Below are 23,409 nucleotides of genomic sequence, written 5' to 3'. Positions count from 1 at the left end.
CACCTCCCCGGCGCCGAAGTGGCCACTTCGGCGCCGGGGGAGGCGTCTACCCTGGGCGGGTCATGACTGTCGAGTCTCTCTACCCACGCCTCGAGCCGCTGCTCGCCCAGGTGCAGAAGCCGATCCAGTACGTCGGCGGTGAGCTCAACGCCCAGATCAAGCCGTGGGACGACGTCGCCGTCCACTGGGCGCTGATGTACCCCGACGCCTACGAGGTCGGCCTGCCCAACCAGGGCCTCATGATCCTGTACGAGGTGCTCAACGAGCGCCCGGACGCCCTGGCCGAGCGCACCTACGCCGTCTGGCCCGACCTCGCCGGGCTGATGCGCGAGCACGGCGTCGGCCAGTTCACCGTCGACGCCCACCGCCCGGTCCGCGACTTCGACCTCCTCGGCGTCAGCTTCGCCACCGAGCTGGGCTACACCAACCTGCTCGAGGCGCTCGACCTCGCCGACGTGCCGCTGCACGCCGTCGACCGCGACGAGACCCACCCGGTCGTCGTCGCCGGCGGGCACGCCGCCTTCAACCCCGAGCCGGTCAGCGACTTCGTCGACTGCGCCGTCCTCGGTGACGGCGAGCAGGTCGTCGGCGACATCACCGACGTCGTGGCCGCCTGGAAGGCCCAGGGTCGCCCCGGCGGGCGCGTGGAGCTGCTGGCCCGGCTGGCCCGCGTCGACGGCGTCTACGTCCCGCGCTTCTACGCCGTCACCTACCACGGCGACGGCACGATCGCCGAGGTGCTGCGCACCCGCGACGACGTCCCGGCCCGGGTCGGCAAGCGCACGGTCATGGACCTCGACGAGTGGCCCTACCCGAAGCAGCCGCTGGTGCCGCTGGCCGAGAGCGTGCACGAGCGGATGAGCGTGGAGATCTTCCGCGGCTGCACCCGCGGCTGCCGTTTCTGCCAGGCCGGGATGATCACCCGCCCGGTCCGCGAGCGCACGATCACCGGCATCGGCTCGATGGTCGACGCCGGCCTCAAGGCCACCGGCTACGAGGAGGTCGGGCTGCTCTCGCTGTCCAGCGCCGACCACTCCGAGATCGGCCAGCTGGCCAAGGAGCTCGCCGACCGGTACGAGGGCACGAACACCGGCCTGAGCCTGCCCAGCACCCGGGTCGACGCCTTCAACGTCACCCTGGCCAACGAGCTGTCCCGCAACGGCCGCCGCTCCGGCCTGACCTTCGCCCCCGAGGGCGGCAGCGAGCGGATCCGGCGGGTGATCAACAAGACCGTGTCCAAGGAGGACCTGGTCCGCACGGTCACCACCGCCTACGCCAACGGCTGGCGCCAGGTGAAGCTGTACTTCATGTGCGGTCTGCCGACCGAGACCGACGAGGACGTGCTGGAGATCGCCGAGCTGGCGGTCGAGGTGATCCGCGCCGGCCGCGAGGCCAGCGGGTCCAAGGACATCCGGTGCACCGTCTCCATCGGTGGCTTCGTGCCCAAGCCGCACACCCCGTTCCAGTGGGCCGCCCAGGCGAGCGCCGAGACGATCGACCACCGGCTGAGGATCCTGCGCGAGGCGATCAACGCCGACCGCCGGATCGGCCGCTCGATCGGCCTCCGCTACCACGACGGCAAGCCCGGCGTGATCGAGGGCCTGCTGTCCCGCGGCGACCGCCGGGTCGGCCGGGTCATCGAGCGGGTCTGGCGCGACGGCGGGCACTTCGACGGCTGGAGCGAGCACTTCTCCTACGAGCGCTGGACGACGGCCGCCGCCGAGGAGCTGCAGACCTTCGGGCTGGACCTGGACTGGTACACCACCCGGGAGCGCACCGAGCACGAGGTGCTGCCCTGGGACCACCTGGACTCCGGGCTGGACAAGGAGTGGCTCTGGGACGACTGGCAGGACGCGATCTCCGAGGACGAGGTCGGCGACTGCCGGTGGACCGGCTGCTACGACTGCGGGGTCTGCCCGACCATGGGCACCGAGATCCAGATCGGGCCCACCGGGCGCAGCCTGATCCCGCTCACCGTGGTGCGCTGATGGCCAGGCAGCCCGACGGGCCCCCGCCGCCGCCGACCGTCCAGCGGCTGCGGCTGCGGTACACCAAGCGCGGGCCGCTGCGCTTCGCCTCGCACCGCGACCTGGCGCGGGCGCTGGAGCGGGCGCTGCGCCGGTCGCAGGTGCCGATGGCGTTCTCGGCCGGGTTCAGCCCGCACCCGAAGATCTCCTACATGGGGGCGGCGCCCACCGGTGCGGCCTCGGAGGCGGAGTACTTCGAGATCGGGCTGTCCGAGCGCCGCGACCCGGAGCAGGTGCGGGCCGCGCTCGACGCCTCGCTGCCGCCGGGCATCGACGTCCTGGAGTGCGTCGAGGCCGTCGAGGGCAGCGGTTCGCTGGCCGACCGGCTCGACGCCACCCGCTGGCGGATCGACCTGCCCGGCGTCGACGCCGACGAGCTCTCCGCCGCCGTCCAGGCCTTCCTGGCCCGCGACGTCGTGCTGGTCGCCAAGCGCACCAAGAACGGCACCCGGGACGTCGACGCACGCGAGGCAGTCGTCCGTGCGGCGGTGGCCGTTGAGGCAGGTTGTGCCATACTGCAGGTGGTCGTACGGCAGCTCACGCCGACCGTTCGACCGGATGACGTGATGGCTGCTCTGGCTGCCGTCGCCGACCTGCACCCGCCGTTGCCCCCCCGGGCCGTGCGTGAGGCGCAGGGCCGGCTCGACGACAGCGGTGACGTCGCCGATCCGCTCGGGCCCGACCGCGTGACCAGCTCCCGCTGCCAGGGGGAGCCCGCGCAGGTCTGATCCGGCGGAGCCGGATGCGCCGGGCGTCGTCCGCGCCACGTCTGCCAGCCGTGGCGAGCGCACCACCCCGATCTTGCTCCGCCGGCACCACCCGCACAGCACGCTGCACCACCGGGCCCCAGCCGCACCGGCCGGGGCGCGACCCAGACTTCGCGGAAGGGGCATCAGAGCCGCATCCCGCGGCCCGCCCCGACCGCCCAACCCGCGTTCCTGCGCGGCCGCCAGTCGGAGACGATCGGCGCCCGGGGACGCACAGGAGGCGAGCCCTTCGTGGCCGACCGCATCGACAGCGACACCAGCGCCGACACCACGGTGGACGGCACCCCGCCCGAGGGGGCCGCGGCTCCCGACGAGCAGCCCGGCACGGCCCCGGCCGGCGAGCCGGACCCGGCGATCGACGCCACCGCGGACGACGAGGACGTCGTCCCGGCCGGCCCGGTGACCCCCGAGGACGACGAGGAGGCCGACGGCGAGGCCGAGGACGAGGCGGTCGTCCTGGAGAACCCGGCGCCGACCCCCATGCCCGACACCGACACCGAGCTGCCCCGCTTCGGTGCGCAGTTCAGCTCGCCCGAGCCCACCGCCGTGACCGCCCGGCCGCGCCGCCGGGCGACCCGGCCCGCGCTGCCGGCCGACCCCGAGTCGGTCGCCCCGGCCCCCGCCCCGGTGGCCCCGGTCGTCCCCGCCTTCGTGTCGTTCGTGGCCCCCGAGCCCGACGCCGCGCCCCCGCCGCGCCGGCGCAGCCGCCGCCCCGCCGAGTCCCCGGTCGAGCTCGACGAGAGCCCGGCCGCCGAGGTCGAGCAGGTCGACGAGCCGGCCCCGCCGCGCGGCCGCAACCGCGGCCGCCGCCGGGACGTGGTGGAGGCCCCCGTCGAGCCGGTCGAGGTCGACGAGGTCGAGGAGGTCGGGGCCACCGACGTTGACGACCGCGACGCCGACCGGGACGCCGACCGCGACGCCGACCGCGACCTGGACGACGCCGACGACCGGGACGGCGAGGACGGCGGTGCCTCCGGCAGCCGTCGCCGCCGCCGGGGCCGTCGCGGTCGCGGCCGTGGCCGCACCGGTGAGGACTCCGGCGACGTCGAGGGCGACGACGAGACCGACGTCCCGGCCGGCGCCGGTCCGGACGCCGCCGAGGACGCCGAGGAGACCTCCGCCGCCGAGGGTGCCGAGAGCGACGACGACGAGGACGACGACACCGCCGAGGGTGGCGCGGGCTCGAGCACCCGCCGGCGTCGCCGCCGCCGTCGCCGGGGGAGCAGCGCCGAGGGTGGTGCCGAGGAGACCGCCGACGACGACGACCGCCCCGAGCGCGCCGGCCGCAACGGCCGCACCTCCAGCGACGACGACGTCCGCGGCGTGGCCGGGTCGACCCGGCTGGAGGCCAAGCGCCAGCGCCGCCGCGAGGGCCGGGACGGCGGCCGCAAGCGCGCCCCGATCCTGTCCGAGTCGGAGTTCCTGGCCCGCCGCGAGGCCGTCGACCGCGCCATGGTCATCCGCCAGCAGGGCGAGCGCACCCAGATCGCCGTCCTCGAGGACGACGTCCTGGTCGAGCACTACGTCACCCAGGCCCAGGCCACGTCCTTCGCCGGCAACGTCTACCTCGGCCGCGTGCAGAACGTGCTGCCGAGCATGGAGGCGGCGTTCGTCGACATCGGCAAGGGCCGCAACGCCGTCCTGTACGCCGGCGAGGTCAACTGGGACGCCGCCGGGCTGTCCGGCAAGTCCCGCTCGATCGAGACCGCGCTGAAGTCCGGCGACAAGGTCCTGGTCCAGGTGACCAAGGACCCGATCGGCCACAAGGGCGCCCGGCTGACCCAGCAGGTGAACCTGCCCGGCCGGTTCCTGGTCTACGTGCCCGGTGGCTCGATGACCGGCATCAGCCGCAAGCTCCCGGACAAGGAGCGCCAGCGGCTCAAGGACATCCTCAAGAAGATCGTCCCCGAGGACGCCGGCGTCATCATCCGCACGGCCGCGGAGGGCGCCTCGGAGGAGGAGCTCACCCGCGACGTCGCCCGGCTGCAGGCGCAGTGGGAGGTCATCCAGACCAAGGCCTCCTCGACCTCATCTGCCCCGACGCTGCTCTACGGCGAGCCCGACCTGGCGATCCGGGTGATCCGCGACGTCTTCAACGAGGACTTCAAGCGGCTGGTCGTGCAGGGCGACGACGCCTGGGACACCGTCGAGGCCTACGTCGCGCACGTCTCCCCGGAGCTGTCCGAGCGGCTGCAGCGCTACGCCGGCACCGGCGACGTCTTCCGCGACCTGCGCATCGACGAGCAGCTGATGAAGGCCCTGGACCGCAAGGTCTGGCTGCCCTCCGGTGGCTCGCTGGTCATCGACCGCACCGAGGCGATGACGGTCGTCGACGTCAACACCGGCAAGTTCGTCGGGTCCGGCGGCAACCTCGAGCAGACCGTCACCCGCAACAACATCGAGGCCGCCGAGGAGATCGTCCGCCAGCTCCGGCTGCGCGACATCGGCGGGATCATCGTCATCGACTTCATCGACATGGTCCTGGAGAGCAACCGCGACCTCGTGCTGCGCCGGCTCACCGAGTGCCTGGGCCGCGACCGCACCAAGCACCAGGTCGCCGAGGTCACCTCGCTGGGCCTGGTGCAGATGACCCGCAAGCGGGTCGGCCAGGGCCTGCTCGAGGTCTTCTCCGAGCCGTGCGAGCACTGCCGCGGCCGCGGCGTGCTGGTGCACCTGGACCCGGTGGACGACAAGAAGCGCAACGGCGGCGCCGGTGGCAACGGCGGCGGGGGCAACTCCGGCGGCGGCAACGGCGGCGGACGCAACCGCGGTGCCGACTCGGGCGGTGGCAAGGACAACGGCGGCAAGGACAACGGTGGCCGGGACGCCGGCAACGGCCGCGGCGACCAGCCGCGCCGGGACGCCGTGGAGGCCACCGAGGCCACGGTCGAGGAGCCGGAGACCGGCGAGAGCGCCGAGACGCCGGAGCCGGCCGCGGGGGAGGGCCGCAGCGGCCGCCGCAGCCGGGGACGCCGCGGTCGCGGTCAGTCCGGTGAGGCGCGGGCCGCCGAGGACGCCGCGGTGCTCGCCGCCGGCCGGGACGAGGAGGCCGGCACCGACGCCGCCGACGACGAGGTGCTGCCCGCGGGCGAGACCGCCGTCGTCGTCGCCGAGGAGCCGGCCGCGCTCCAGGACCCGACCGTCGACACCGCTCCGGTCGAGACCGCGCCCGTCGCGGCCGCGGCCGTCGAGGAGCCGGTCGAGCGGCCGACGCCCGACACGCTGCTGGCCGCGGAGATCGCCGGGACGCCCGGCGACCTCGCCGAGTCCCCGGTCGTCGATGCGGCGGAGCCGGTCGTCGAGGCGGTCGAGCCGGCCGCCGAGGTGGTCGAGCCGGTCGTCGAGGCGCCGGTGGAGCCGGCCGTCGCCGAGGACCTGCCCGTCGTCGAGCAGCCGTCGGTCGCCGACCCGCAGCCCGCGCCGGCCGTGGTCGTCGCGCCGCAGCCGGTCGCCGAGCCGGTCGCCGAGGACGCCCCTCCGGTGGCCCGTCCCCGGCGTCGCCGGGCGGCGTCCCGCCCGGCGGGGCCCCCGGCCCAGTAGCAGGAGGACGGCGCGGACCGCGCCGTCCGCACGCGGTTCGACCCCGGCCTCCGGGCTCGGGTACGCTGGACGGGTTGCTGCGCAACGACAGGCCACCAGGTGGTGCGTCACGTCGGCAGGCAACCCGTCCAGCACTCGGCCGCGCGCCGGGATGTGCGCAGGACACAGTGCTGGATCTGTAGAGACCGATCGAGGAGTCAGTGGTGTACGCAGTCGTCAAGGCCGGTGGAACGCAGCACAAGGTGGGTGTCGGTGACACGTTCACCATCAACCGCCTGAGCGGGGAGGCCGGTGACACCGTCACCCTCCCGGCAATCCTGCTGGTCGACGGCGACACCGTCACCACCGACGCGCAGGCGCTCGCGGCCGTGACCGTGACCGGCGAGATCGTCGAGCACGGCAAGGGCCCGAAGATCCACATCCACAAGTTCAAGAACAAGACGGGCTACCACAAGCGGCAGGGGCACCGTCAGCCCCTGACCAGCGTCGTGGTCCGCGACATCACGAAGGGCTGACGACGACATGGCACACAAGAAGGGCGCATCGTCGTCCCGCAACGGTCGCGACTCGAACGCCCAGCGCCTCGGCGTGAAGCGCTTCGGCGGCCAGGTCGTCAAGGCGGGCGAGATCATCGTCCGCCAGCGCGGCACCCACTTCCACCCGGGTCTCGGCGTCGGCCGCGGCAAGGACGACACGCTGTTCGCGCTCGTCCCGGGTGCGGTGACCTTCGGGTTCCGCCGCGGACGCCGCGAGGTCGCGATCTCGGCCGTCCCGGCCCGCGAGACCGTCTCCGCGTAAGGCTCTCCGGCCCGACGAGGGCTGAGGAGAACAGCAACTTCGACGGGTGGCGGCGCCGATCTGGCGCCGCCACCCGTTTCCCATTCACCAGTTCGGCCGTAGCGCAGAGAGGCGGCGATCATGGCCGCTTTCGTCGACCGCGTCACGGTGCACGTGACCGCGGGCAACGGGTCACACGGGGTCAGCTCGGTCCACCGCGAGAAGTTCAAGCCGCTGGGTGGCCCCGACGGGGGCAACGGCGGTGACGGCGGCGACGTCGTCCTCGAGGTCGACCCGAACGTGCACACCCTGCTCGACTTCCACCACTCCCCGCACCAGAAGGCCGGCAACGGCAAGCAGGCGGCCGGGGACTACAAGAACGGTGGCCGCGGCGAGGACCGGGTGCTCCGCGTCCCCCCGGGCACCGTCGTCTCCGTCGGCGGCGAGGTCGTCGCCGACCTGATGGGCGCCGGCACCCGCCTCGTCCTCGCCCACGGCGGCAAGGGCGGGCTCGGCAACGCCGCGCTGGCCAACGCCCGCCGCAAGGCCCCCGGCTTCGCGCTGCTCGGTGAACCCGGCGAGTCGGTGGACGCCGTCCTCGAGCTGAAGAGCATCGCCGACGTCGGCCTGGTCGGGTACCCCTCAGCGGGCAAGTCCTCGCTGGTCGCGGCGATGTCGGCGGCCCGGCCGAAGATCGCCGACTACCCGTTCACCACGCTGGTGCCGCAGCTGGGCGTGGTCCGCTCCGGCGACGTCACGTACACGATGGCCGACGTCCCCGGGCTGATCCCCGGCGCGTCCACCGGCAAGGGACTCGGGCTGCAGTTCCTGCGGCACGTCGAGCGCTGCGCCGTGCTCGTGCACGTGGTCGACATGGCGACGATGGAGCCCGGGCGCGACCCGGAGAGCGACATCGTGGCGCTCGAGCACGAGCTGCGCGAGTACGGCGGCGACGAGCTGGACCTGGTGAGCCGGTTGCGGATCGCCGTGCTCAACAAGATCGACGTCCCGGACGGCCGCGAGCTGGTCGACCTGGTGCGCGAGACCCTGGAGGCGCGCGGGCTGCAGGTCTTCCCGGTCAGCGTGGCCACCCACGAGGGGCTGGACCAGCTGGGCTTCGCGCTGGCCCGCGAGGTCGAGCAGTACCGGGCCTCGATGCCCGAGGTGGAGCCGGTGCGGATCACCCTCACCCCGCGCGCGGCCAACGACGACGGCTTCACCGTCGAGCCCGACCCGCGCACCGGCGGCTGGCTGGTCCGCGGCACCCGGCCCGAGCGGTGGATCCGGCAGACCGACTTCAACAACGACGAGGCCGTGGGCTACCTCGCCGACCGGCTCAACCGGCTCGGCGTCGAGGAGGGGCTGGCCAAGGCCGGCGCCGTGCCGGGCGACGCGATCACCGTCGGCGACGTCACCTTCGACTGGGAGCCGACGCTGCCGGCCGGCACGCTCACCGTCGAGGAGACCGCGGGCCTCGGTGGCCGCGGCACCGACACCCGGCTGGAGAACAACAACCGGCTCTCCGCCGACGAGCGGCTGGCGGCCAAGAAGGCCCGCCGGCTGCCCTACGAGGTGGCCGAGGACGGCTGGATCGACGCCGACCTCATCGACGGCACGCCCGAACGGTGAGCGGGCGCGGGGAGATCGCCTCCGCGCAGCGGGTGGTGGTCAAGGTCGGGTCGTCGTCGCTGACGACCCTGCCCGGCGGGCTGGACGTCGACCGGCTGCGCGCGCTGGTCGACGTCCTCGGTGCGCTGCGGGCCGCCGGCCGGCAGGTCGTGCTGGTCTCCTCCGGGGCGATCGCGGCCGGGCTGGCCCCGCTGTCGCTGACCGGCCGCCCGCGCGACCTGGCCACCGCCCAGGCCGCGGCCAGCGTCGGGCAGCTGCGGCTGGTGCAGACCTACGCCGACGCCTTCGCCGGGCACGGGGTGACCGTCGGCCAGGTGCTGCTCACCGCCGACGACCTCACCCGGCGCAGCCACTACCGCAACGCGCAGCAGACGATCGAGCGGCTGCTGGCCCTGGGCGTGCTCCCGATCGTCAACGAGAACGACACCGTGGCCACCGAGGAGATCCGCTTCGGCGACAACGACCGGCTGGCGGCACTGGTGGCGCACGTGGCCGTCGCCGACGCGCTGGTGCTCCTCTCCGACGTCGACGGCGTCTACGACGGCGACCCGCGCAGCGGACCGGCCCAGCTGGTGGACACCGTGCACGGGCCCGAGGACCTCGCCGCGGTGACCCTGGGCTCGGCCAGCCGCAACGGCGTGGGCACCGGCGGCATGGCCACCAAGGTCGAGGCGGCGTTCATCGCCTCGGCCGCCGGGGTGCCGGTGGTCGTCACGTCGACCGCGCAGGCCGCGGCGGCGCTGGCCGGCGAGCGGGTCGGCACGCTCTTCGCGCCGACCGGGCGGCGGCCGTCGGCCCGGCAGTTCTGGCTGCGGTACGCCAGCCGGCCGCGCGGCCGGCTGCTGCTGGACGAGGGCGCGGTGCGCGCGGTCCGCGAGCGGCACGCCTCGCTGCTGGCCGCCGGGGTCACCGGGGTGACGGGGGAGTTCCTCGCCGACGACCCGGTCGAGCTGGTCGGCCCGGACGGCGCCGTGGTGGCCCGCGGCCTGGTCGCCTACGACGCGCGCGAGCTGCCGGACCTGCTGGGCCGCAAGACCGCCGACCTCGACCCCGAGCACCGCCGCGAGGTGGTGCACCGCGACGAGATGGTGCTCGTCGGGCGCCGCGTCGTCGGCTGACACCGTCGGGAGCATCGCAGCGAGCGCCGGCGAGCGAGGAGCGGACCGGGGGTGGATGCCGACCGGCGTGCTGGTCGGCTGAGAGACTGTCGCGGTGACTGTGCGACCCATCCGCGAGATCGGGGACCCGGTGCTGCGCACGCCGGCCGATCCGATCCGCGCCTTCGACAAGGACCTCGCCGCTCTCGTCCGCGACCTGGAGGAGACCGTCGACCACCCCGGCCGCGCCGGGGTCGCCGCCACCCAGATCGGCGTCGGCCTGCGGGTCTTCTCCTACAACGTCGACGGGGTCATCGGGCACCTGGTGAACCCGTCGATCACCGAGCGGTCCGAGGAGACCCAGGACGGCGACGAGGGCTGCCTGTCCATCCCGAACATCTACGCGCCGACCGTGCGCGCGATGCACTGCGTGGCCGAGGGCTTCGACGTGCACGGCGAGCCGCTGCGGATCGAGGGCAGCGGTCTGCTGGCCCGCTGCCTGCAGCACGAGGTCGACCACCTCGACGGCAAGCTCTTCGTCGACCGGCTCACCGGCGAGGCGCGCAAGAGCGTCCTCCGCGCGCTGCGGAGCTGAGCCGTGGCGTTCCTGCAGCCGGTCACGCTGGCCGGTGAGGTGGTGACGCTGGAGCCGCTGCGCCGCGAGCACGCCGGCGCGCTGGCCACCGCGGCGTCGGACGGCCGGTTGTGGGAGCTCTGGTACACCTCGGTGCCCACCCGGGAGGGCATGGCGGCCGACGTCGAGGCCAAGCTCGCCCAGCGCGACGCCGGCACGATGCTGCCGTTCACCGTGCGGCGCAACGACACCGGCGCGGTCGTCGGCGTGACCACCTACTGCAACGTCGACGCCGAGACCCCGCGGCTGGAGATCGGCTACACCTGGACCGCCGCCTCGGCGCAGCGCTCCGGGGTCAACACCGAGAGCAAGCTGCTGCTGCTCGGGCACGCCTTCGACGTGCTCGGCTGCCTGGCGGTCGAGTTCCGCACGCACTGGCACAACACCCAGTCGCGCACCGCGATCGCCGCGCTCGGCGCCAAGCAGGACGGCGTGCTGCGCAACCACCGCCGCCAGCCCGACGGGTCGCTGCGGGACACCGTCGTCTTCTCCATCACCGACGCCGAGTGGCCGGCGGTGCGCAACCGGCTGCAGCACCGCCTGGCCCGGCACTCGGGCTGATGCCCGGGGCCGGCTGCCGCGTAGCCTCGATGCGTGTCCGCCGCTGACCTCCCGCTGATCGGAGCCGCCGCGACGCGCGCCCGCGAGGCCGCCCGCGTGCTGCGCACCCTGCCCACCGAGACCAAGGACGCCGCGCTCGCCGCGATGGCCGAGGCGCTGCTCGAGCGGGCCGACGAGGTGCTCGCCGCCAACGCCGCCGACGTCGAGGCCGCCGCCGCGGAGGGCACACCGGACTCGCTGCTGGACCGGCTCCGGCTGGACCGCGCACGGCTGGCCGGGGTCGCCGACGCGCTGCGCGACCTCGTCTCGCTGCCCGACCCGGTGGGCGACGTCGTCCGCGGCTCGACGCTGGCCAACGGCCTGCAGCTGCGGCAGGTCCGAGTGCCGCTGGGTGTGGTCGGGATCGTCTACGAGGCCCGGCCGAACGTCACCGTCGACGCCGCCGGTCTGTGCCTCAAGAGCGGCAACGCCGCACTGCTGCGGGGCTCGGCCTCGGCGCACCGCACCAACACCGCCCTGGTCGCCGTGCTCACCGAGGCCGCGGAGAAGGCCGGGCTGCCGGCCGGGTCGATCGCGCTGCTGCCCGCCGACCGGGCGTCGGTGGGCGAGCTGCTGCACGCCCGCGGGCTGGTCGACGTGGTGATCCCGCGCGGAGGCGCGTCGCTGATCGCCCGCGTCGTCGAGGAGTCGACGGTCCCGGTGATCGAGACCGGGGTGGGCAACTGCCACGTGTACGTGGACGCCTCGGCCGACCCGGCGGTGGCCGAGGCGATCGTGGTCAACGCCAAGACCTCGCGGGTGAGCGTCTGCAACTCCGCCGAGACGCTGCTGGTGCACCGCGACGTCCCGTTCCTGCCGCGGCTGCTGTCTGCGCTGGCCGAGTCGGGGGTGACCCTGCACGGCGACGGCGCCGCCCGGGCCGCGCACGACGGTGTCGTCCCGGCGACCGACGAGGACTGGGCCACGGAGTACCTGTCGATGGACATGGCCGTGCGTGTGGTCGACGACCTGCCGCAGGCGCTGGACCACATCGCCCGCTGGGGCACCGGGCACAGCGAGGCGATCGTGGCCGACTCCGCGCGGGCGATCAGCGACTTCACGGCCGGGGTCGACGCCGCGGCGGTGCTGGTCAACGCCTCGACGCGGTTCACCGACGGCGGCGAGTTCGGGTTCGGCGCCGAGATCGGCATCTCCACCCAGAAGCTGCACGCCCGTGGTCCGCTGGGCCTGCCCGAGCTGACCTCGACCACCTACGTCGTCACCGGGGCCGGCCACACCCGCTGACGCCTGCCGCACCGACGGAGGAGCCGCATGTCCCGCACGCCCACCCACGCCGCCCAGTTCGCCGACGTGGCGGACGTGACGACGCGGCTGTCGGCCGCGGGGTACCTGCCCGACCACCAGATCGCGACGACGGTCTTCCTCGCCGACCGGCTGGGCAAGCCGCTGCTGGTCGAGGGGCCGGCCGGGGTGGGCAAGACCGAGCTGGCGAAGGCGATGGCCGCGGCGACGGGCGCGGAGCTCATCCGGCTGCAGTGCTACGAGGGGCTGGACGAGGCCCGCGCGCTGTACGAGTGGAACTACAAGAAGCAGCTGCTCCGGATCTCCGCGGCCGGGTCCGGCGGTGCCGACTGGGACACCGTGCACGACGACGTCTTCGGTGAGGAGTTCCTGCTCGCCCGGCCGCTGCTCACCGCCATCCGGCGCACCGAGCCCACCGTGCTGCTCATCGACGAGACCGACAAGGCCGACGTCGAGGTCGAGGGTCTGCTGCTGGAGGTGCTCAGCGACTTCCAGGTGACGATCCCCGAGCTGGGCACGATCACCGCGGTCCGCCGACCGATGGTGGTGCTCACCTCCAACGCCACCCGCGAGCTGTCCGAGGCGCTGAAGCGGCGCTGCCTGTACCTGGCGCTGGACTACCCCAGCGCGGAGCGGGAGCGGGAGATCGTGCTGTCTCGGGTGCCTGAGCTCGCCCCGGGGCTGGCCGACCAGCTGGTGCGCACGGTGCGGGCGCTGCGGGCGCTGGAGCTGAAGAAGGCGCCGTCGATCTCCGAGACGCTGGACTGGGCGCAGACCCTGCTGGCGCTCGGGCTGGACACCCTGGACGAGTCCGCGATGCGCTCGACGCTGGGCGTGGTGCTCAAGCACGCCAGCGACCAGGTCCGGGCCGCCGCCGAGCTCCGGCTGAACTGATGACCTCACCGGCCGGCCCGCTCTCGGCGGTCGAGCCCGGCGGGCTCGCCGGGCACCTGGACGGCTTCGTCCGGGCGGTGCGCGAGGCCGGGGTGCCGGTGGGGATCAGCCAGGCCGTCGACGCGGCGGAGGTGCTCACCGTCGTCGACCTGCTCGACCGGGAGCAGCTGCGGCACGGGCTGGCCGCGGTGCTGCTGCGCCGGGCCGCCCAGCGGCCGGCGTACGACGTGCTGTTCGACCTGTGGTGGCCGCTCACCGACCGGCCGGTGCCCGCAGCCGGGGGCCCGGCCGAGGACGGCGACGAGGACGGCGAGCGCCCGGCCGACGGGCCGCTGCCGGTCGGTGACCCCGGCGCCCTGGCCGAGGCCCTGCGGGCGGAGCTGCTGCGGCTGCTGACCGAGGGCGACGAGGAGGCGCTGCGCCGCTTCGCCCGGCTGGCCGTCGACCAGCTCGGCGCCGGCGCTCCCTCGCCCTCGGGGCAGTCCTTCTTCAGCTACCGCGTGCTGCGGGCGCTCTCGCCGGACACCCTGGTCGCCCAGCTGCTCGCCGGACTGCTCGGCGACGGTGAGCGCGGGGGGCTGGCCGAGCAGGTGGCCCGGCAGACCGCCCGGGAGCGGATCTCCGCGTTCCGGACGGCCGTCGAGGCCGAGGTGCGCCGGCGGACCGCCGCGGAGAAGGGCCGGGACAAGGTCGCCCGCAACGCCGTCCGCCCGCTGGCCGACCAGGTCGACTTCCTGCGCGCCCAGCAGTCGGACCTGGCCGAGCTGCGCCGCACCGTGGCGCCGCTGGCCCGGCGGCTCGCCGCCAAGCTGTCGGCCCGCCGGCGACTGGGCCGGGAGGGCCGGCTGGACTTCCGGCGGACCGTGCGCGCCTCGCTGGCCACCGGCGGCATGCCGCTGGTGACCCACCACCGCCCGCGGGCGGTGCACAAGCCGGAGTTGGTCGTGCTCTGCGACGTGAGCGGGTCGGTGGCCGGGTTCAGCCACTTCACGCTGATGCTCACCCAGGCGTTGCGCGAGCACTTCAGCGGTGTCCGGGCGTTCGCCTTCGTCGACTCGACCGACGAGGTGACCCGGTTCTTCACCCCGGGGGCCGACGTCGTGGACGCGATCGCGCGGATCGGCCGCGAGGCCGACGTGGTCAGCTTCGACGGGCACAGCGACTACGGGAACGCCTTCGAGGTGTTCGCGGAGAAGTGGCCAGCGGCGGTCGGGCCGAAGACCTCCCTGCTGGTGCTGGGCGACGGCCGGACCAACTACCGGCACCCGGGCCTGCCCACCCTCGCCGACCTGGTGCGGCGCTCCCGGTCGGCGCACTGGCTGAACCCCGAGCCCCGCCGGCTGTGGGGGACCGGTGACTCGGCGGCCGACCGCTACCGGGAGGTCATCCCGATGGTGGAGGTGCGCACCGCCGCGCAGCTGGGCGACTTCGTCACCACGCTCTGAGCCGGCCGCCCGGCGGCTCGCCAGGGCCGACACGCCCGTGGGATCGATGCCATCGCGATTGGCCGCGTCCACCCCGTAACCGAAACGGCATCGTCCCGTTGACCAGCGTGCGGCGGCGGCACTGCAGCCCGTGGTGAGGCCCTCCGGGGCGTGCCAGGGGGTGCCGCCAGCGACCGGCTGCACGGGGGGGCCGGTCGCTGGACGGGGGTCGTGGCGACCTCCGGCCGTCCGACCCCGGGGCCCCCGCTCGTCGGGGCTGGTCGGTCCGCCGACCGGCTCCGACGGCGCCGGGGCTAGGCTCGCTCGGTGGCAGCACGTCGACTCGGGGTGATGGGCGGGACCTTCGACCCCGTCCACCATGGCCACCTGGTGGCCGCCAGCGAGGTCGCCGGGCTCTTCGGGCTGGACGAGGTCGTGTTCGTGCCGACCGGCCAGCCGTGGCAGAAGTCCGAGCGCGGGGTCAGCCCCGCCGAGGACCGCTACCTCATGACGGTCATCGCGACCGCCTCGAACCCGCGGTTCTCGGTGAGCCGGGTCGACGTCGACCGCGGCGGCCCGACCTACACCATCGACACCCTCACGGACCTGCGCCGCGAGCACCCGGACGCGGAGCTGTTCTTCATCACCGGCGCCGACGCCCTGGCCCAGATCGTGGGCTGGCGCGAGACGGACAAGCTCTTCCACCTCGCCCACTTCGTCGGCGTCACGCGGCCGGGGTACCAGCTGGCCGACGCGGACCTGCCGCAGGGCGCGGTCAGCCTGGTCGAGGTGCCGGCGCTGGCGATCAGCTCCACCGACTGCCGCGACCGGGTGCGGCGCGGCATGCCCGTCTGGTACCTGGTGCCCGACGGTGTCGTGCAGTACATCGAGAAGCGCGGCCTCTACCACGGCGACCCCGTCCGCCCGGGCGAGGTGCTCCCCGGGACCGCGCTGCGGTTCCGCGACGGACCAGCTGCCGACCACCACCCGGCCGCGGCCGGTCCGGACTCGCCGAGCCCGGTCCGGCCCTCGCTGCCCGACGACCCAGCCCCCGGGGACGGCACGTCCCCCGACCTGCAGGAGATCCCCCGATGACCGCCTCGGCCGAGGCACGTGAGACCGCGCTGATCGCAGCGCAGGCCGCAGCCGACAAGCTCGCCACCGACGTGTCCATCGTCGACGTCAGCGACCGGCTGGCGATCACCGACGCCTTCGTCCTGACGTCGGCACCCAACGAGCGCCAGGTGCAGTCGATCGTCGACGAGGTCGAGGAACGGCTGCGCGAGCACGGCATCAAGCCGGTGCGCCGCGAGGGCGTCGCCGAGGGCCGCTGGGTGCTGCTGGACTTCGTCGACGTGGTCGTCCACGTCCAGCACGCCGAGGAGCGCGCCTACTACGCCCTCGAGCGGCTGTGGAAGGACTGCCCGGTGATCCCCTTCACCGACCGGGCGCTGCCGCCCACCGCCGCAGCGACCCCCACCGCCGGCACCGCGGACGACACCGACGGCAGCCCGGCCGGCGAGACGGCGACCGACCCGGTGGACGCGGAGCCGGGCGAGACCGACCGGTGACCGCGGGCCCGGTGGCCCCGCCGGTGCGCCGCCTGCTGGTCTGGCGGCACGGGCGCACCGAGTGGAACGCGACCGGGCGGTTCCAGGGCCAGCTCGACCCGCCGCTGGACGACGAGGGCCGGGCCCAGGCCGCCCGCACCGCCCCGTTCCTGGCCGCCGCGTTGCGCAACGAGGACACGGTCCTGGTCTCCAGCGACCTGCAGCGGGCGGTGGACACGGCGCAGGCCCTGGCGCCGCTGCTGGGCGCGCCACTGCGCATCGACGAGCGGCTGCGCGAGCACGGGCTCGGCAGCTGGGAGGGGCTGACCCGCGACGAGGTGGCCGAGCGCCACCCGGACCAGTACGAGCAGTGGGTGTCCGGTCAGCCGGTGCCGGGGCGTGGCGGCGAGGCGCAGGCCGACGTGGCCGCGCGGGCGCTGGCTGCCGTGGCGGACCTGCCGCCGGCGTCGACCGCGGTGCTGGTGACCCACGGCGGGACGGCGGGGCGGCTGCTGGAGGCGCTCCTCGGTCTCGGCTCGGAGCACCGCCGCGTGTTCGGCCCGCTGGGCAACTGCCACTGGAGCGAGCTGTCGTTCCAGGCGTCGGGCTGGCGGCTGATGCGGCACAACCTCTCGGTCCCCGCGGCAGGCCCGCAGGAGGGCGGCCGTCGCCCGGCCGGTGACCGTGGCCCGTTCCCCGGGCCGTCGGCCTCCGACGTGCCGGACGCACCCCGGTCCGGCGCCACTCCGGAGGAGGCGCCCCCGGCTCCCGTCGAGGACGCCGATGCCGCCGGCTGAGCGCGACCGTCCGCTGTCGGTCGCGGTGGTCACCGACTCGACGGCCTACCTGCCCGCCGACGTCGTCGACCGGTTCGGCATCGAGGTGGTGCCGCTCTACGTGGTGCTCGCCGGCCGCTCCGGCCGGGAGGGCAGCGACGTGACGTCGGCGGAGGTCGCGAGGTCGCTCGGCGTCCGCGGCGGGCACGTCTCCACCTCGCGGCCGACGCCGGGCGACTTCGTCGCGGTCTACCGCCGGCTGCTCGACGGGGGCGCCGACCGGGTGGTGTCGGTGCACTTGTCCGGTGAGCTCTCCGGTACCTGGGACGCGGCCCGGGTCGCGGCGGGGCAGGTGGGGGAGCACGTGGTCACCGTGCTGGACTCCCGGTCCGCCGCCATGGGCACCGGGTTCGCCGTCCTCGCCGCCGCCCGGGCAGCCGCAGCCGGGGGCACCGCCGAGGCGGTGGCGTCGGCCGCCCGGGAGACCGCGCTGGCCACCCGCACCTTCTTCGTCGTCGACACCCTCGAGCACCTGCGCCGGGGCGGGCGGATCGGCGCTGCCGCGGCGCTGCTGGGCAGCGCCCTGGCGGTGAAGCCGGTGCTCCACGTCGCCGATGGCCAGGTCGTGCCGCTGGAGCGGGTACGCACCTCGGCCCGAGCGCTGAACCGGCTGGTGCAGCGCGCCGCCGACGTCGCCGGCGACCGGCCGGTCTCCGCCGCCGTCCACCACCTCGCGGCGCCCGAGCGGGCGCAGCGGCTCGCCGACCAGCTGACCGCGCGGCTGCCCGGGCTGCAGGAGCTGTACGTCAGCGAGCTCGGGGCGGCCGTCGGGGCCCACGTCGGCCCCGGTGCGGTGGGGGTGGTGGTTGACCCGACGCCGCGCGAGGGAACCGACCGGCAGTCCGCCGAGGACTGAGCTGCGAGGGGTGGACACCGCGCCACCCTGACCCGGAGGTGCGCCGGGCCGCTGCCCGCTGTCCACAGCGGAGCACGCCGTCCACAGGTCCGCCGAGGCCGTCGCCGGGGACGTCCCGGCGCTCCTAACGTTCGCCGGGTGCGAACCCGCAGCCGTGACGACGACGACGTCATCCGAGCCCGGCTGCGTGCCCTGCTCGCCGAGGGGCAACGCGACCGGGGCTGGGTGCCCGAGGACGACGAGCCGGCCACCGACCCGTGGGCCGGCCCGGACGACGACCCGGACGACAACCGGGACGACGACGGGGACGACGACCCGGACGACGAGCGGGAGCAGCACCCCACGCGGGAGGACGGGCTGCCGGCCACCCTCGGCCGGCACCGGGCACCCGGCCGCACCACCCGGCTCGACCCCGGCCACCCGGCCGGGTGGGCGCTCTGGGCGGTGGCCGTGCTGGCGGCAGCGGCACTGGTGGGCTGGACGTGGTGGGACCGGCCCGACGTCGAGCAGGTCCCGGCGGCGGTCACCACCGTCGTGCCCAGCGGGACCGCCGAGCCCGGCTCGGCCATCCCCAGCGCGGCGCCCACGACACCGGGACCCGGCGGCACCGTGGTGGTCTCCGTGGTCGGTCAGGTGTCCGCCCCGGGCTGGTCACGCTCCCCGCCGGTGCGCGGGTGGCCGACGCGCTGGCCGCGGCCGGCGGGTTGCTGCCGGAGGCCGACCCGGCGTCGGTGAACGCCGCGGCGGTGCTCGGTGACGGGCAGCAGGTCGCGGTCGGGGTCCCGGGCGTGGCCCAGCCGGCGGGCAGCGGAGCCGCCCCGGCCGGAGCCGGCGGAGGTCTGCTGGACCTGAACACCGCGGCGGCAGCGGACCTGGACGCGCTGCCCGGGATCGGCCCCGTGCTCGCCCAACGGATCGTCGACCACCGCACGGCCCAGGGACCGTTCACCAGCGTCGACCAGCTGGACGACGTCAGCGGCATCGGCCCGGCGATCTTCGCCGACCTCGTCGACCGGGTGCGGGTCTGAGGTGGGCGGGCGACGGTCCGGGGCGCCGGTGCGGCGGGTGCGCGCGACGGAGCGGTGGTCCTGGCTGGACCTGCGGCTGGTGCCTCCGGCGGCCACGGTCTGGGCAGCCACCCTGCTGGCGCCTTCGCTGCCCACCGGACTGCTCTGGACTGGAGCGGGAACGGCCGCCGGCGGTGCAGCGCTGCTGCTGCGCTCGCGACGCGCGGCCGCCGGCGTGCTGGTCGGCTGCCTCGCGGCGCTCACCGTCGTCGGGGCGGTCGCCGCCGTCGGCGCCCAGGCGCGAGCGGCCTCGCCGTTGCCCGAGCTGGCTGCCCGGGGCGCGGTGGCGGAGGTGGTGGTCGAGCTGGACGAGGACCCGCGGGTCCTCGCCGGCGCAGGCGGTCCGCGGGTGCTGGTGGCCGGCACCGCCCTCGAGGTCGCCGGCCGCCCGACCGCCGGTGACGCGGTGCTGCTGTTCGGGCCGGCCGACGAGTGGGCGGGTCTGCTGCCCGGGCAGTCGGTGCGGTTGCGGGCTGCGGTGCGCGCGGCCGAACCCGGCGACCACGTGCTGGCCGTGCTCTCGGCCAGGTCGCCGCCGGCGGCGGTCGGCGGGCCGGGCCGGGTCCAGCAGGCAGCGGGGGACCTGCGGGCCGGGCTCGCTGCCTCGGCGGACCGGACGCTGCCGGACCGGCCAGCGGGGCTGCTCCCCGGTCTGGTCGTCGGCGACACCAGCGCGATGGACGCGCAGCTCACCGCGGAGTTCCGCCGAGCCGGGCTGGCCCACCTGACTGCCGTCTCCGGCGCCAACGTCGCGATCGTGGTCGGCCTGGTGCTCTGGCCGTTGCGGGCCCGTGCCGCCGACCGGCGCGCCCAGGCCGCCGTCGCCGTGCTGGCGATCGCCGCCTTCGTCGTGCTGGCCCGGCCGGGCGCCAGCGTGCTGCGCGCCGCGGTGATGGGCGGGGTGGCGCTGCTCGCCCTGGCCACCGGGCGGTCCCGGACCGCGGTGCCGGCGCTGTGCGCCGCCATCGTGCTCCTGCTGCTGGTGGAACCGGAGCTGGCCACCGATCCCGGGTTCGCGCTCTCGGTGGCGGCCACGGCCGGCATCGTGCTCCTGGCTCCCGGCTGGACCCGGCAGCTGCGGCGGCGCCGGCTGCCGCGTCCGCTGGCCGAGGCCCTCGCGGTGAGCGGCGCTGCCGGGGTGGTGACCGCGCCCCTGGTGGCCGCGTTGTCCGGCGTGGTCAGCGTGGTGTCGCTGCCGGCCAACCTGCTGGCCGCCCCGGCGGTGGCGCCCGCGACCGTGCTGGGCCTGCTGGCCGCGCTGGCCGAGCCGGTCTGGCCCGGGGGAGCCGACGTGCTGACCTGGGTGGCGGGCTGGCCGGTGCGCTGGCTGGTGGTGGTGGCCGAGCACGCGGCGGCGGTGCCGGACGGCGCGACGGGGTGGCCGGCCGGCACCAGGGGAGCGGTGCTGCTCGCGGGGCTGCTGATCGCTGCGGCGTGGGCGCTGGTCCGCTGGCCACCGCTGCGCCCGCTGGCGCTCGCGGCGCTGGTCGGGGTGGTCGTCATCGGCTGGCCGGTCCGGCAGGCCGCCCGGGGCTGGCCGCTCCCGGACACCGTGATCGTCGCCTGCGACGTCGGTCAGGGTGACGCGCTGGTGCTGCCGACCGGGCCGGGGGAGGGGGTGCTGGTCGATGCCGGTCCCGACGGTGCCCTCGTCGCCGGCTGCCTGGACCGGCTCGGTGTCCGGCGCCTGCCGCTCGTGCTGGTCTCGCACCTGGACGCCGACCACGTGGGTGGGCTGGCCGGTGCGCTGGCCGGCCGTGCGGTCGACGTGGTCGCGACCGGGACGCTGGCACCGACCGACGAGCGGGTGCCGGAGTTCGAGCGGGTGCTGGCCGGCGTGGGCGCGGTCCACGAGGTGCTGCTGCCCGGCCAGACCCGGACCGTGGGCGGGGCCGCGTTCGAGGTCCTCGCCCCCGATCCGGACCGGGCGACCGCCGGAGCCGAGCCCAACGACCTGAGCCTGGTGCTGCGGGCCACCCAGCGCGGGGTGCGGGTGCTGCTCACCGGGGACCTCGGCGCGGAGGCCGAGGCCGCGATCGTCGCCGCCGGCACCGACCTGTCCGCCGACGTGCTCAAGGTGCCCCACCACGGCAGCGCCGACGCCGACGCCCGGTTCATCGCGGCCAGCGGCGCCGCGGTGGCGCTGGTGTCGGTCGGCGCCGGCAACACCTACGGGCACCCCACCGACCGGCTGCTCGACCTGGTCGCCGACGGGGGCATGCGCACCTACCGGACCGACCGGGACGGTGACGTCGCGGTGGTGGGGGAGGCGGGGGACTGGGGTGTGGCCGTGCGCGGACCGGACGTCGTCCAGCGGGCGACCGCCGACGGGGTCCCCGGGGTCCCGGCGGGCCGGTCCGCAGCGGTCCGGGAGCGTCGGTCCGCCGTGGCAGCATGGTCGCGTGGCAGCACCCCAGGCAGCACCGCCCGCCCCGACGTCCCGGCTGCGGGTCGTGGCGGGCGAGGAGGAGCTGCTGCGCGCCCGCGCCGTCTCGGCCGTGCGGGCCGCGGTGCGCGAGCTCCACCAGGACAGCGAGGAGCACGAGCTGGCCGCGGCCGGCCTGCCGATCGGCGACCTGGCCGACGTGCTGGCGCCCTCGCTGTTCGGCGGCCACCGGCTGGTCGTCGTCACCGGCGTGCACGAGGCCGCGGCGGCCCTGGCGGAGTACCTGGTGGCCTACGCCAAGGAACCCGACCCGGAGCTGACGCTCGTGCTCGTGCACCACGGGGGCAAGCGCAACGAGGCCCTGGTCAAGGCGTTCAAGGCCGCCGGTGCGGCGGTCGACGAGTGCCCCAAGATCAGTTCCGCCGGGGAACGGGTCGCGTTCGTGCGCAACGAGGTCCGGCACGCCGGCGGGAAGATCACCCCGGACGCGGTCACCGCCCTGCTCGACGCGGTCGGCAACGACCTGCGCAACCTCTCCGCGGCGGCCAGCCAGCTGGTGTCGGACTTCGGCGGGGTCATCGACGCCGACGCGGTCGCCCGGTTCCACCGCGGGCAGGCCGAGGTCACCGGGTTCACCGTGGCCGAGCGCGTGCTGGTCGGTGACTCGGCCGGCTCCATCGAGATGCTCCGCTGGGCGTTGGACCGCGGTGTCGCGCACGTCCTGATCGCCGATGCCCTCGCCGACGGGGTCCGCACCGCCGCCCGGGTCGCCTCGCTCAACACCACCAACACCGGGGAGCTGGCCCGCCAGCTGAAGCTGCCGCCGTGGAAGGTGAAGAAGGCGCAGAGCCAGGCACGGGGCTGGACGATCGACGCCCTGCAGCAGGCGATCGGGGTGGCCGCCGAGCTGAACGCCGACGTCAAGGGCGCCGCGGCCAGCGCGGACTACGCCCTCGAGCGCGCCGTCCGCCGGATCGTCGCCATCCGGGCGGCTGGCGCCGCCGGTCGCGGGGAACGGCTCCGCTCCGGGCGCTGAGCACGCCCGCTCCGCGGCCCCGGCTCACGCGATCAGCCGGGTCGGACGAGCCGGTCCAGCCGGTCCAGCCGGTTCAGGCCCGTGGGGTCAGCCGGGTCGACGGGTCACGGCACCAGGCCTCCACCGCCGGCCAGCGCCCGTAGCCGGCGTCCAGGTCCAGGTGCGCGGCGCCGGGCAGCACGTCGACGTCCAGCCCGAGCCCGGCGAAGACGGAGGCCGCCCCGCCGGGGCAGTACGGGTCGTCGTCGCTCGCGACCAGCCGGGTCGACGCCGCCCCGCGGGCCAGCGCAGCAGGGTCCAGCGGCACCCGGGCGAACTCCGCGACCTCCGGGTACCCGGCGAGCACCTCGGCCGACGGCGGCGCCACCAGCAGCACCCGGTCGACCCGCTCGTCGGCGGTCAGCGTGCCGGCGACGGCCAGCCACAGCCAGACGCCCAGCGAGTGCGCGACCACGACCCGCTCACCGGAGCCCAGCTGCGCCAGCTCGGCCCGCAGCAGCGCCGTCCACTCCGCCTGCGACGGGTCGTCGGCGGAGGGGAACTGCGGGTACAGCACATGCTCCCCCTGGGCCCGCAGCGCCTCGGTCAGCAGCCACTGCCAGTGCCCGGCCGGCCGGTGGTTCTGCCAGCCGTGCAGCACCAGGAAACGCCGGTCCATCGCGGTCTCCTCCGATCAGTCCGGGGGTACCAGCCCCCCGACAGCAACGAGCCCCTCTCCCAGCAGGGAGAGGGGCTCGCCGTCGAGCGGGTGCGCAGCCTCAGAGGCTGGCGGCCTTCTTGGCCAGCGCCGACTTGCGGTTCGCCGCCTGGTTCTTGTGGATGACGCCCTTGCTGGCGGCCTTGTCCAGCGCCTTGCTGGCGACCTGGAGGGCGGTGACCGCCGCGTCCTTGTCCCCGGCGTCGGCGGCCGTGCGGAAGCGCCGGACCGACGTCTTCAGGGCGGACTTGACCGCGACGTTGCGCTTGCGCGCCAGCTCGTTGGTCTTGATCCGCTTGATCTGGGACTTGATGTTCGCCACGCGTGAG

At 75.4% G+C, this 23,409-nt stretch carries 21 protein-coding genes and 1 pseudogene; 20 read left to right on the top strand and 2 right to left on the bottom strand.

All coding sequences use genetic code 11. The features are described 5' to 3' along the window. The first annotated feature begins 62 nt into the window (after positions 1-62). From FHX36_RS08340 to holA, 20 genes and pseudogenes are all read left to right on the top strand, one after another. Positions 63-1,988, top strand: coding sequence for a TIGR03960 family B12-binding radical SAM protein (locus FHX36_RS08340; RefSeq protein ID WP_110553941.1), 1,926 nt, complete (start codon positions 63-65; stop codon positions 1,986-1,988). Then, the gene (locus FHX36_RS08335; RefSeq protein WP_110553940.1) at positions 1,988-2,755 is read left to right on the top strand and encodes a TIGR03936 family radical SAM-associated protein; all 768 of its coding nucleotides are present in this window, start codon (positions 1,988-1,990) and stop codon (positions 2,753-2,755) included. The genes FHX36_RS08340 and FHX36_RS08335 overlap by 1 nt, the downstream gene beginning before the upstream one ends. Positions 2,756-3,025: 270 nt before the next feature. Then, the gene (locus FHX36_RS23840) at positions 3,026-6,334 is read left to right on the top strand and encodes an Rne/Rng family ribonuclease (RefSeq protein WP_343056586.1); all 3,309 of its coding nucleotides are present in this window, start codon (positions 3,026-3,028) and stop codon (positions 6,332-6,334) included. A gap of 203 nt (positions 6,335-6,537) precedes the next feature. Next, positions 6,538-6,849 (top strand): 50S ribosomal protein L21, encoded by a 312-nt coding sequence (gene rplU / locus FHX36_RS08325; RefSeq protein ID WP_110554205.1) that lies wholly within the window; start codon positions 6,538-6,540, stop codon positions 6,847-6,849. 7 nt (positions 6,850-6,856) lie between these two features. After that, positions 6,857-7,132: a 50S ribosomal protein L27 gene (rpmA, locus tag FHX36_RS08320; RefSeq protein ID WP_110554204.1), complete on the top strand. Its 276-nt coding sequence runs from the start codon at positions 6,857-6,859 to the stop codon at positions 7,130-7,132. Positions 7,133-7,252: 120 nt separating this feature from the next. Beyond that, positions 7,253-8,740 (top strand): GTPase ObgE, encoded by a 1,488-nt coding sequence (gene obgE / locus FHX36_RS08315; RefSeq protein WP_110554203.1) that lies wholly within the window; start codon positions 7,253-7,255, stop codon positions 8,738-8,740. Then, entirely contained in the window at positions 8,737-9,858 is a 1,122-nt protein-coding gene (gene proB, locus FHX36_RS08310) for a glutamate 5-kinase (protein ID WP_183513666.1), read from the top strand. Before obgE ends, proB begins: the two co-directional genes overlap by 4 nt. Before the next feature lie 94 nt (positions 9,859-9,952). Beyond that, positions 9,953-10,432: a peptide deformylase gene (gene def / locus FHX36_RS08305; RefSeq protein ID WP_110554076.1), complete on the top strand. Its 480-nt coding sequence runs from the start codon at positions 9,953-9,955 to the stop codon at positions 10,430-10,432. Positions 10,433-10,435: 3 nt separating this feature from the next. Further along, the gene (locus FHX36_RS08300) at positions 10,436-11,032 is read left to right on the top strand and encodes a GNAT family N-acetyltransferase (protein ID WP_110554077.1); all 597 of its coding nucleotides are present in this window, start codon (positions 10,436-10,438) and stop codon (positions 11,030-11,032) included. Positions 11,033-11,065: 33 nt separating this feature from the next. Beyond that, on the top strand, positions 11,066-12,316 hold the full coding sequence (locus tag FHX36_RS08295; protein ID WP_181428936.1) for a glutamate-5-semialdehyde dehydrogenase: 1,251 nt from the start codon (positions 11,066-11,068) through the stop codon (positions 12,314-12,316). A gap of 27 nt (positions 12,317-12,343) precedes the next feature. Next, positions 12,344-13,228, top strand: coding sequence for an AAA family ATPase (locus tag FHX36_RS08290; protein ID WP_110554078.1), 885 nt, complete (start codon positions 12,344-12,346; stop codon positions 13,226-13,228). Continuing rightward, complete coding sequence (locus FHX36_RS08285) at positions 13,228-14,673, top strand: vWA domain-containing protein (protein ID WP_183513665.1); 1,446 nt, start codon at positions 13,228-13,230, stop codon at positions 14,671-14,673. Before FHX36_RS08290 ends, FHX36_RS08285 begins: the two co-directional genes overlap by 1 nt. Positions 14,674-14,979: 306 nt before the next feature. Continuing rightward, complete coding sequence (nadD, locus tag FHX36_RS08280) at positions 14,980-15,747, top strand: nicotinate-nucleotide adenylyltransferase (protein ID WP_258373015.1); 768 nt, start codon at positions 14,980-14,982, stop codon at positions 15,745-15,747. Beyond that, entirely contained in the window at positions 15,744-16,223 is a 480-nt protein-coding gene (gene rsfS / locus FHX36_RS08275; protein ID WP_110553883.1) for a ribosome silencing factor, read from the top strand. Before nadD ends, rsfS begins: the two co-directional genes overlap by 4 nt. Beyond that, a complete protein-coding gene (locus FHX36_RS08270; RefSeq protein ID WP_110553882.1) occupies positions 16,220-16,999 on the top strand; it encodes a histidine phosphatase family protein in 780 nt (259 codons plus the stop codon). The genes rsfS and FHX36_RS08270 overlap by 4 nt, the downstream gene beginning before the upstream one ends. Continuing rightward, positions 16,986-17,894, top strand: coding sequence for a DegV family protein (locus FHX36_RS08265; RefSeq protein WP_110553881.1), 909 nt, complete (start codon positions 16,986-16,988; stop codon positions 17,892-17,894). The genes FHX36_RS08270 and FHX36_RS08265 overlap by 14 nt, the downstream gene beginning before the upstream one ends. A 138-nt stretch (positions 17,895-18,032) precedes the next feature. Then, the gene (locus FHX36_RS22765) at positions 18,033-18,629 is read left to right on the top strand and encodes a hypothetical protein (RefSeq protein ID WP_246405432.1); all 597 of its coding nucleotides are present in this window, start codon (positions 18,033-18,035) and stop codon (positions 18,627-18,629) included. Next, the gene (locus FHX36_RS22760; protein WP_343056585.1) at positions 18,569-18,922 is read left to right on the top strand and encodes a ComEA family DNA-binding protein; all 354 of its coding nucleotides are present in this window, start codon (positions 18,569-18,571) and stop codon (positions 18,920-18,922) included. Before FHX36_RS22765 ends, FHX36_RS22760 begins: the two co-directional genes overlap by 61 nt. A gap of 1 nt (position 18,923) precedes the next feature. Next, positions 18,924-21,056: pseudogene (locus FHX36_RS22755) on the top strand (ComEC/Rec2 family competence protein); the annotation flags it as partial. 151 nt (positions 21,057-21,207) lie between these two features. Next, positions 21,208-22,383: a DNA polymerase III subunit delta gene (gene holA, locus FHX36_RS22750; RefSeq protein ID WP_343056584.1), complete on the top strand. Its 1,176-nt coding sequence runs from the start codon at positions 21,208-21,210 to the stop codon at positions 22,381-22,383. 73 nt (positions 22,384-22,456) lie between these two features. On the opposite strand, the gene FHX36_RS08245 is transcribed toward holA, so the two are convergent. Both FHX36_RS08245 and rpsT read right to left on the bottom strand, forming a co-directional pair. After that, on the bottom strand, positions 22,457-23,041 hold the full coding sequence (locus FHX36_RS08245; RefSeq protein ID WP_110553299.1) for an RBBP9/YdeN family alpha/beta hydrolase: 585 nt from the start codon (positions 23,039-23,041) through the stop codon (positions 22,457-22,459). 100 nt (positions 23,042-23,141) lie between these two features. Then, positions 23,142-23,402, bottom strand: coding sequence for a 30S ribosomal protein S20 (gene rpsT, locus FHX36_RS08240; protein WP_110553298.1), 261 nt, complete (start codon positions 23,400-23,402; stop codon positions 23,142-23,144). Positions 23,403-23,409 lie beyond the last annotated feature (7 nt).

The organism is Modestobacter versicolor (genome assembly GCF_014195485.1).
GTDB classification, from domain to species: domain Bacteria; phylum Actinomycetota; class Actinomycetes; order Mycobacteriales; family Geodermatophilaceae; genus Modestobacter; species Modestobacter versicolor.
This window is presented reverse-complemented; position numbering and strand designations above follow the sequence as displayed.

Coding starts and splice junctions, on each gene's coding strand:
- FHX36_RS08340 (WP_110553941.1), top strand. CDS start 63: ATGACTGTCGAGTCTCTCTACCCACGCCTCGAGCCGCTGCTCGCCCAG.
- FHX36_RS08335 (WP_110553940.1), top strand. CDS start 1,988: ATGGCCAGGCAGCCCGACGGGCCCCCGCCGCCGCCGACCGTCCAGCGG.
- rpmA (WP_110554204.1), top strand. CDS start 6,857: ATGGCACACAAGAAGGGCGCATCGTCGTCCCGCAACGGTCGCGACTCG.
- obgE (WP_110554203.1), top strand. CDS start 7,253: ATGGCCGCTTTCGTCGACCGCGTCACGGTGCACGTGACCGCGGGCAAC.
- FHX36_RS08290 (WP_110554078.1), top strand. CDS start 12,344: ATGTCCCGCACGCCCACCCACGCCGCCCAGTTCGCCGACGTGGCGGAC.
- FHX36_RS08285 (WP_183513665.1), top strand. CDS start 13,228: ATGACCTCACCGGCCGGCCCGCTCTCGGCGGTCGAGCCCGGCGGGCTC.
- rsfS (WP_110553883.1), top strand. CDS start 15,744: ATGACCGCCTCGGCCGAGGCACGTGAGACCGCGCTGATCGCAGCGCAG.
- FHX36_RS08265 (WP_110553881.1), top strand. CDS start 16,986: ATGCCGCCGGCTGAGCGCGACCGTCCGCTGTCGGTCGCGGTGGTCACC.
- FHX36_RS08245 (WP_110553299.1), bottom strand. CDS start 23,041: ATGGACCGGCGTTTCCTGGTGCTGCACGGCTGGCAGAACCACCGGCCG.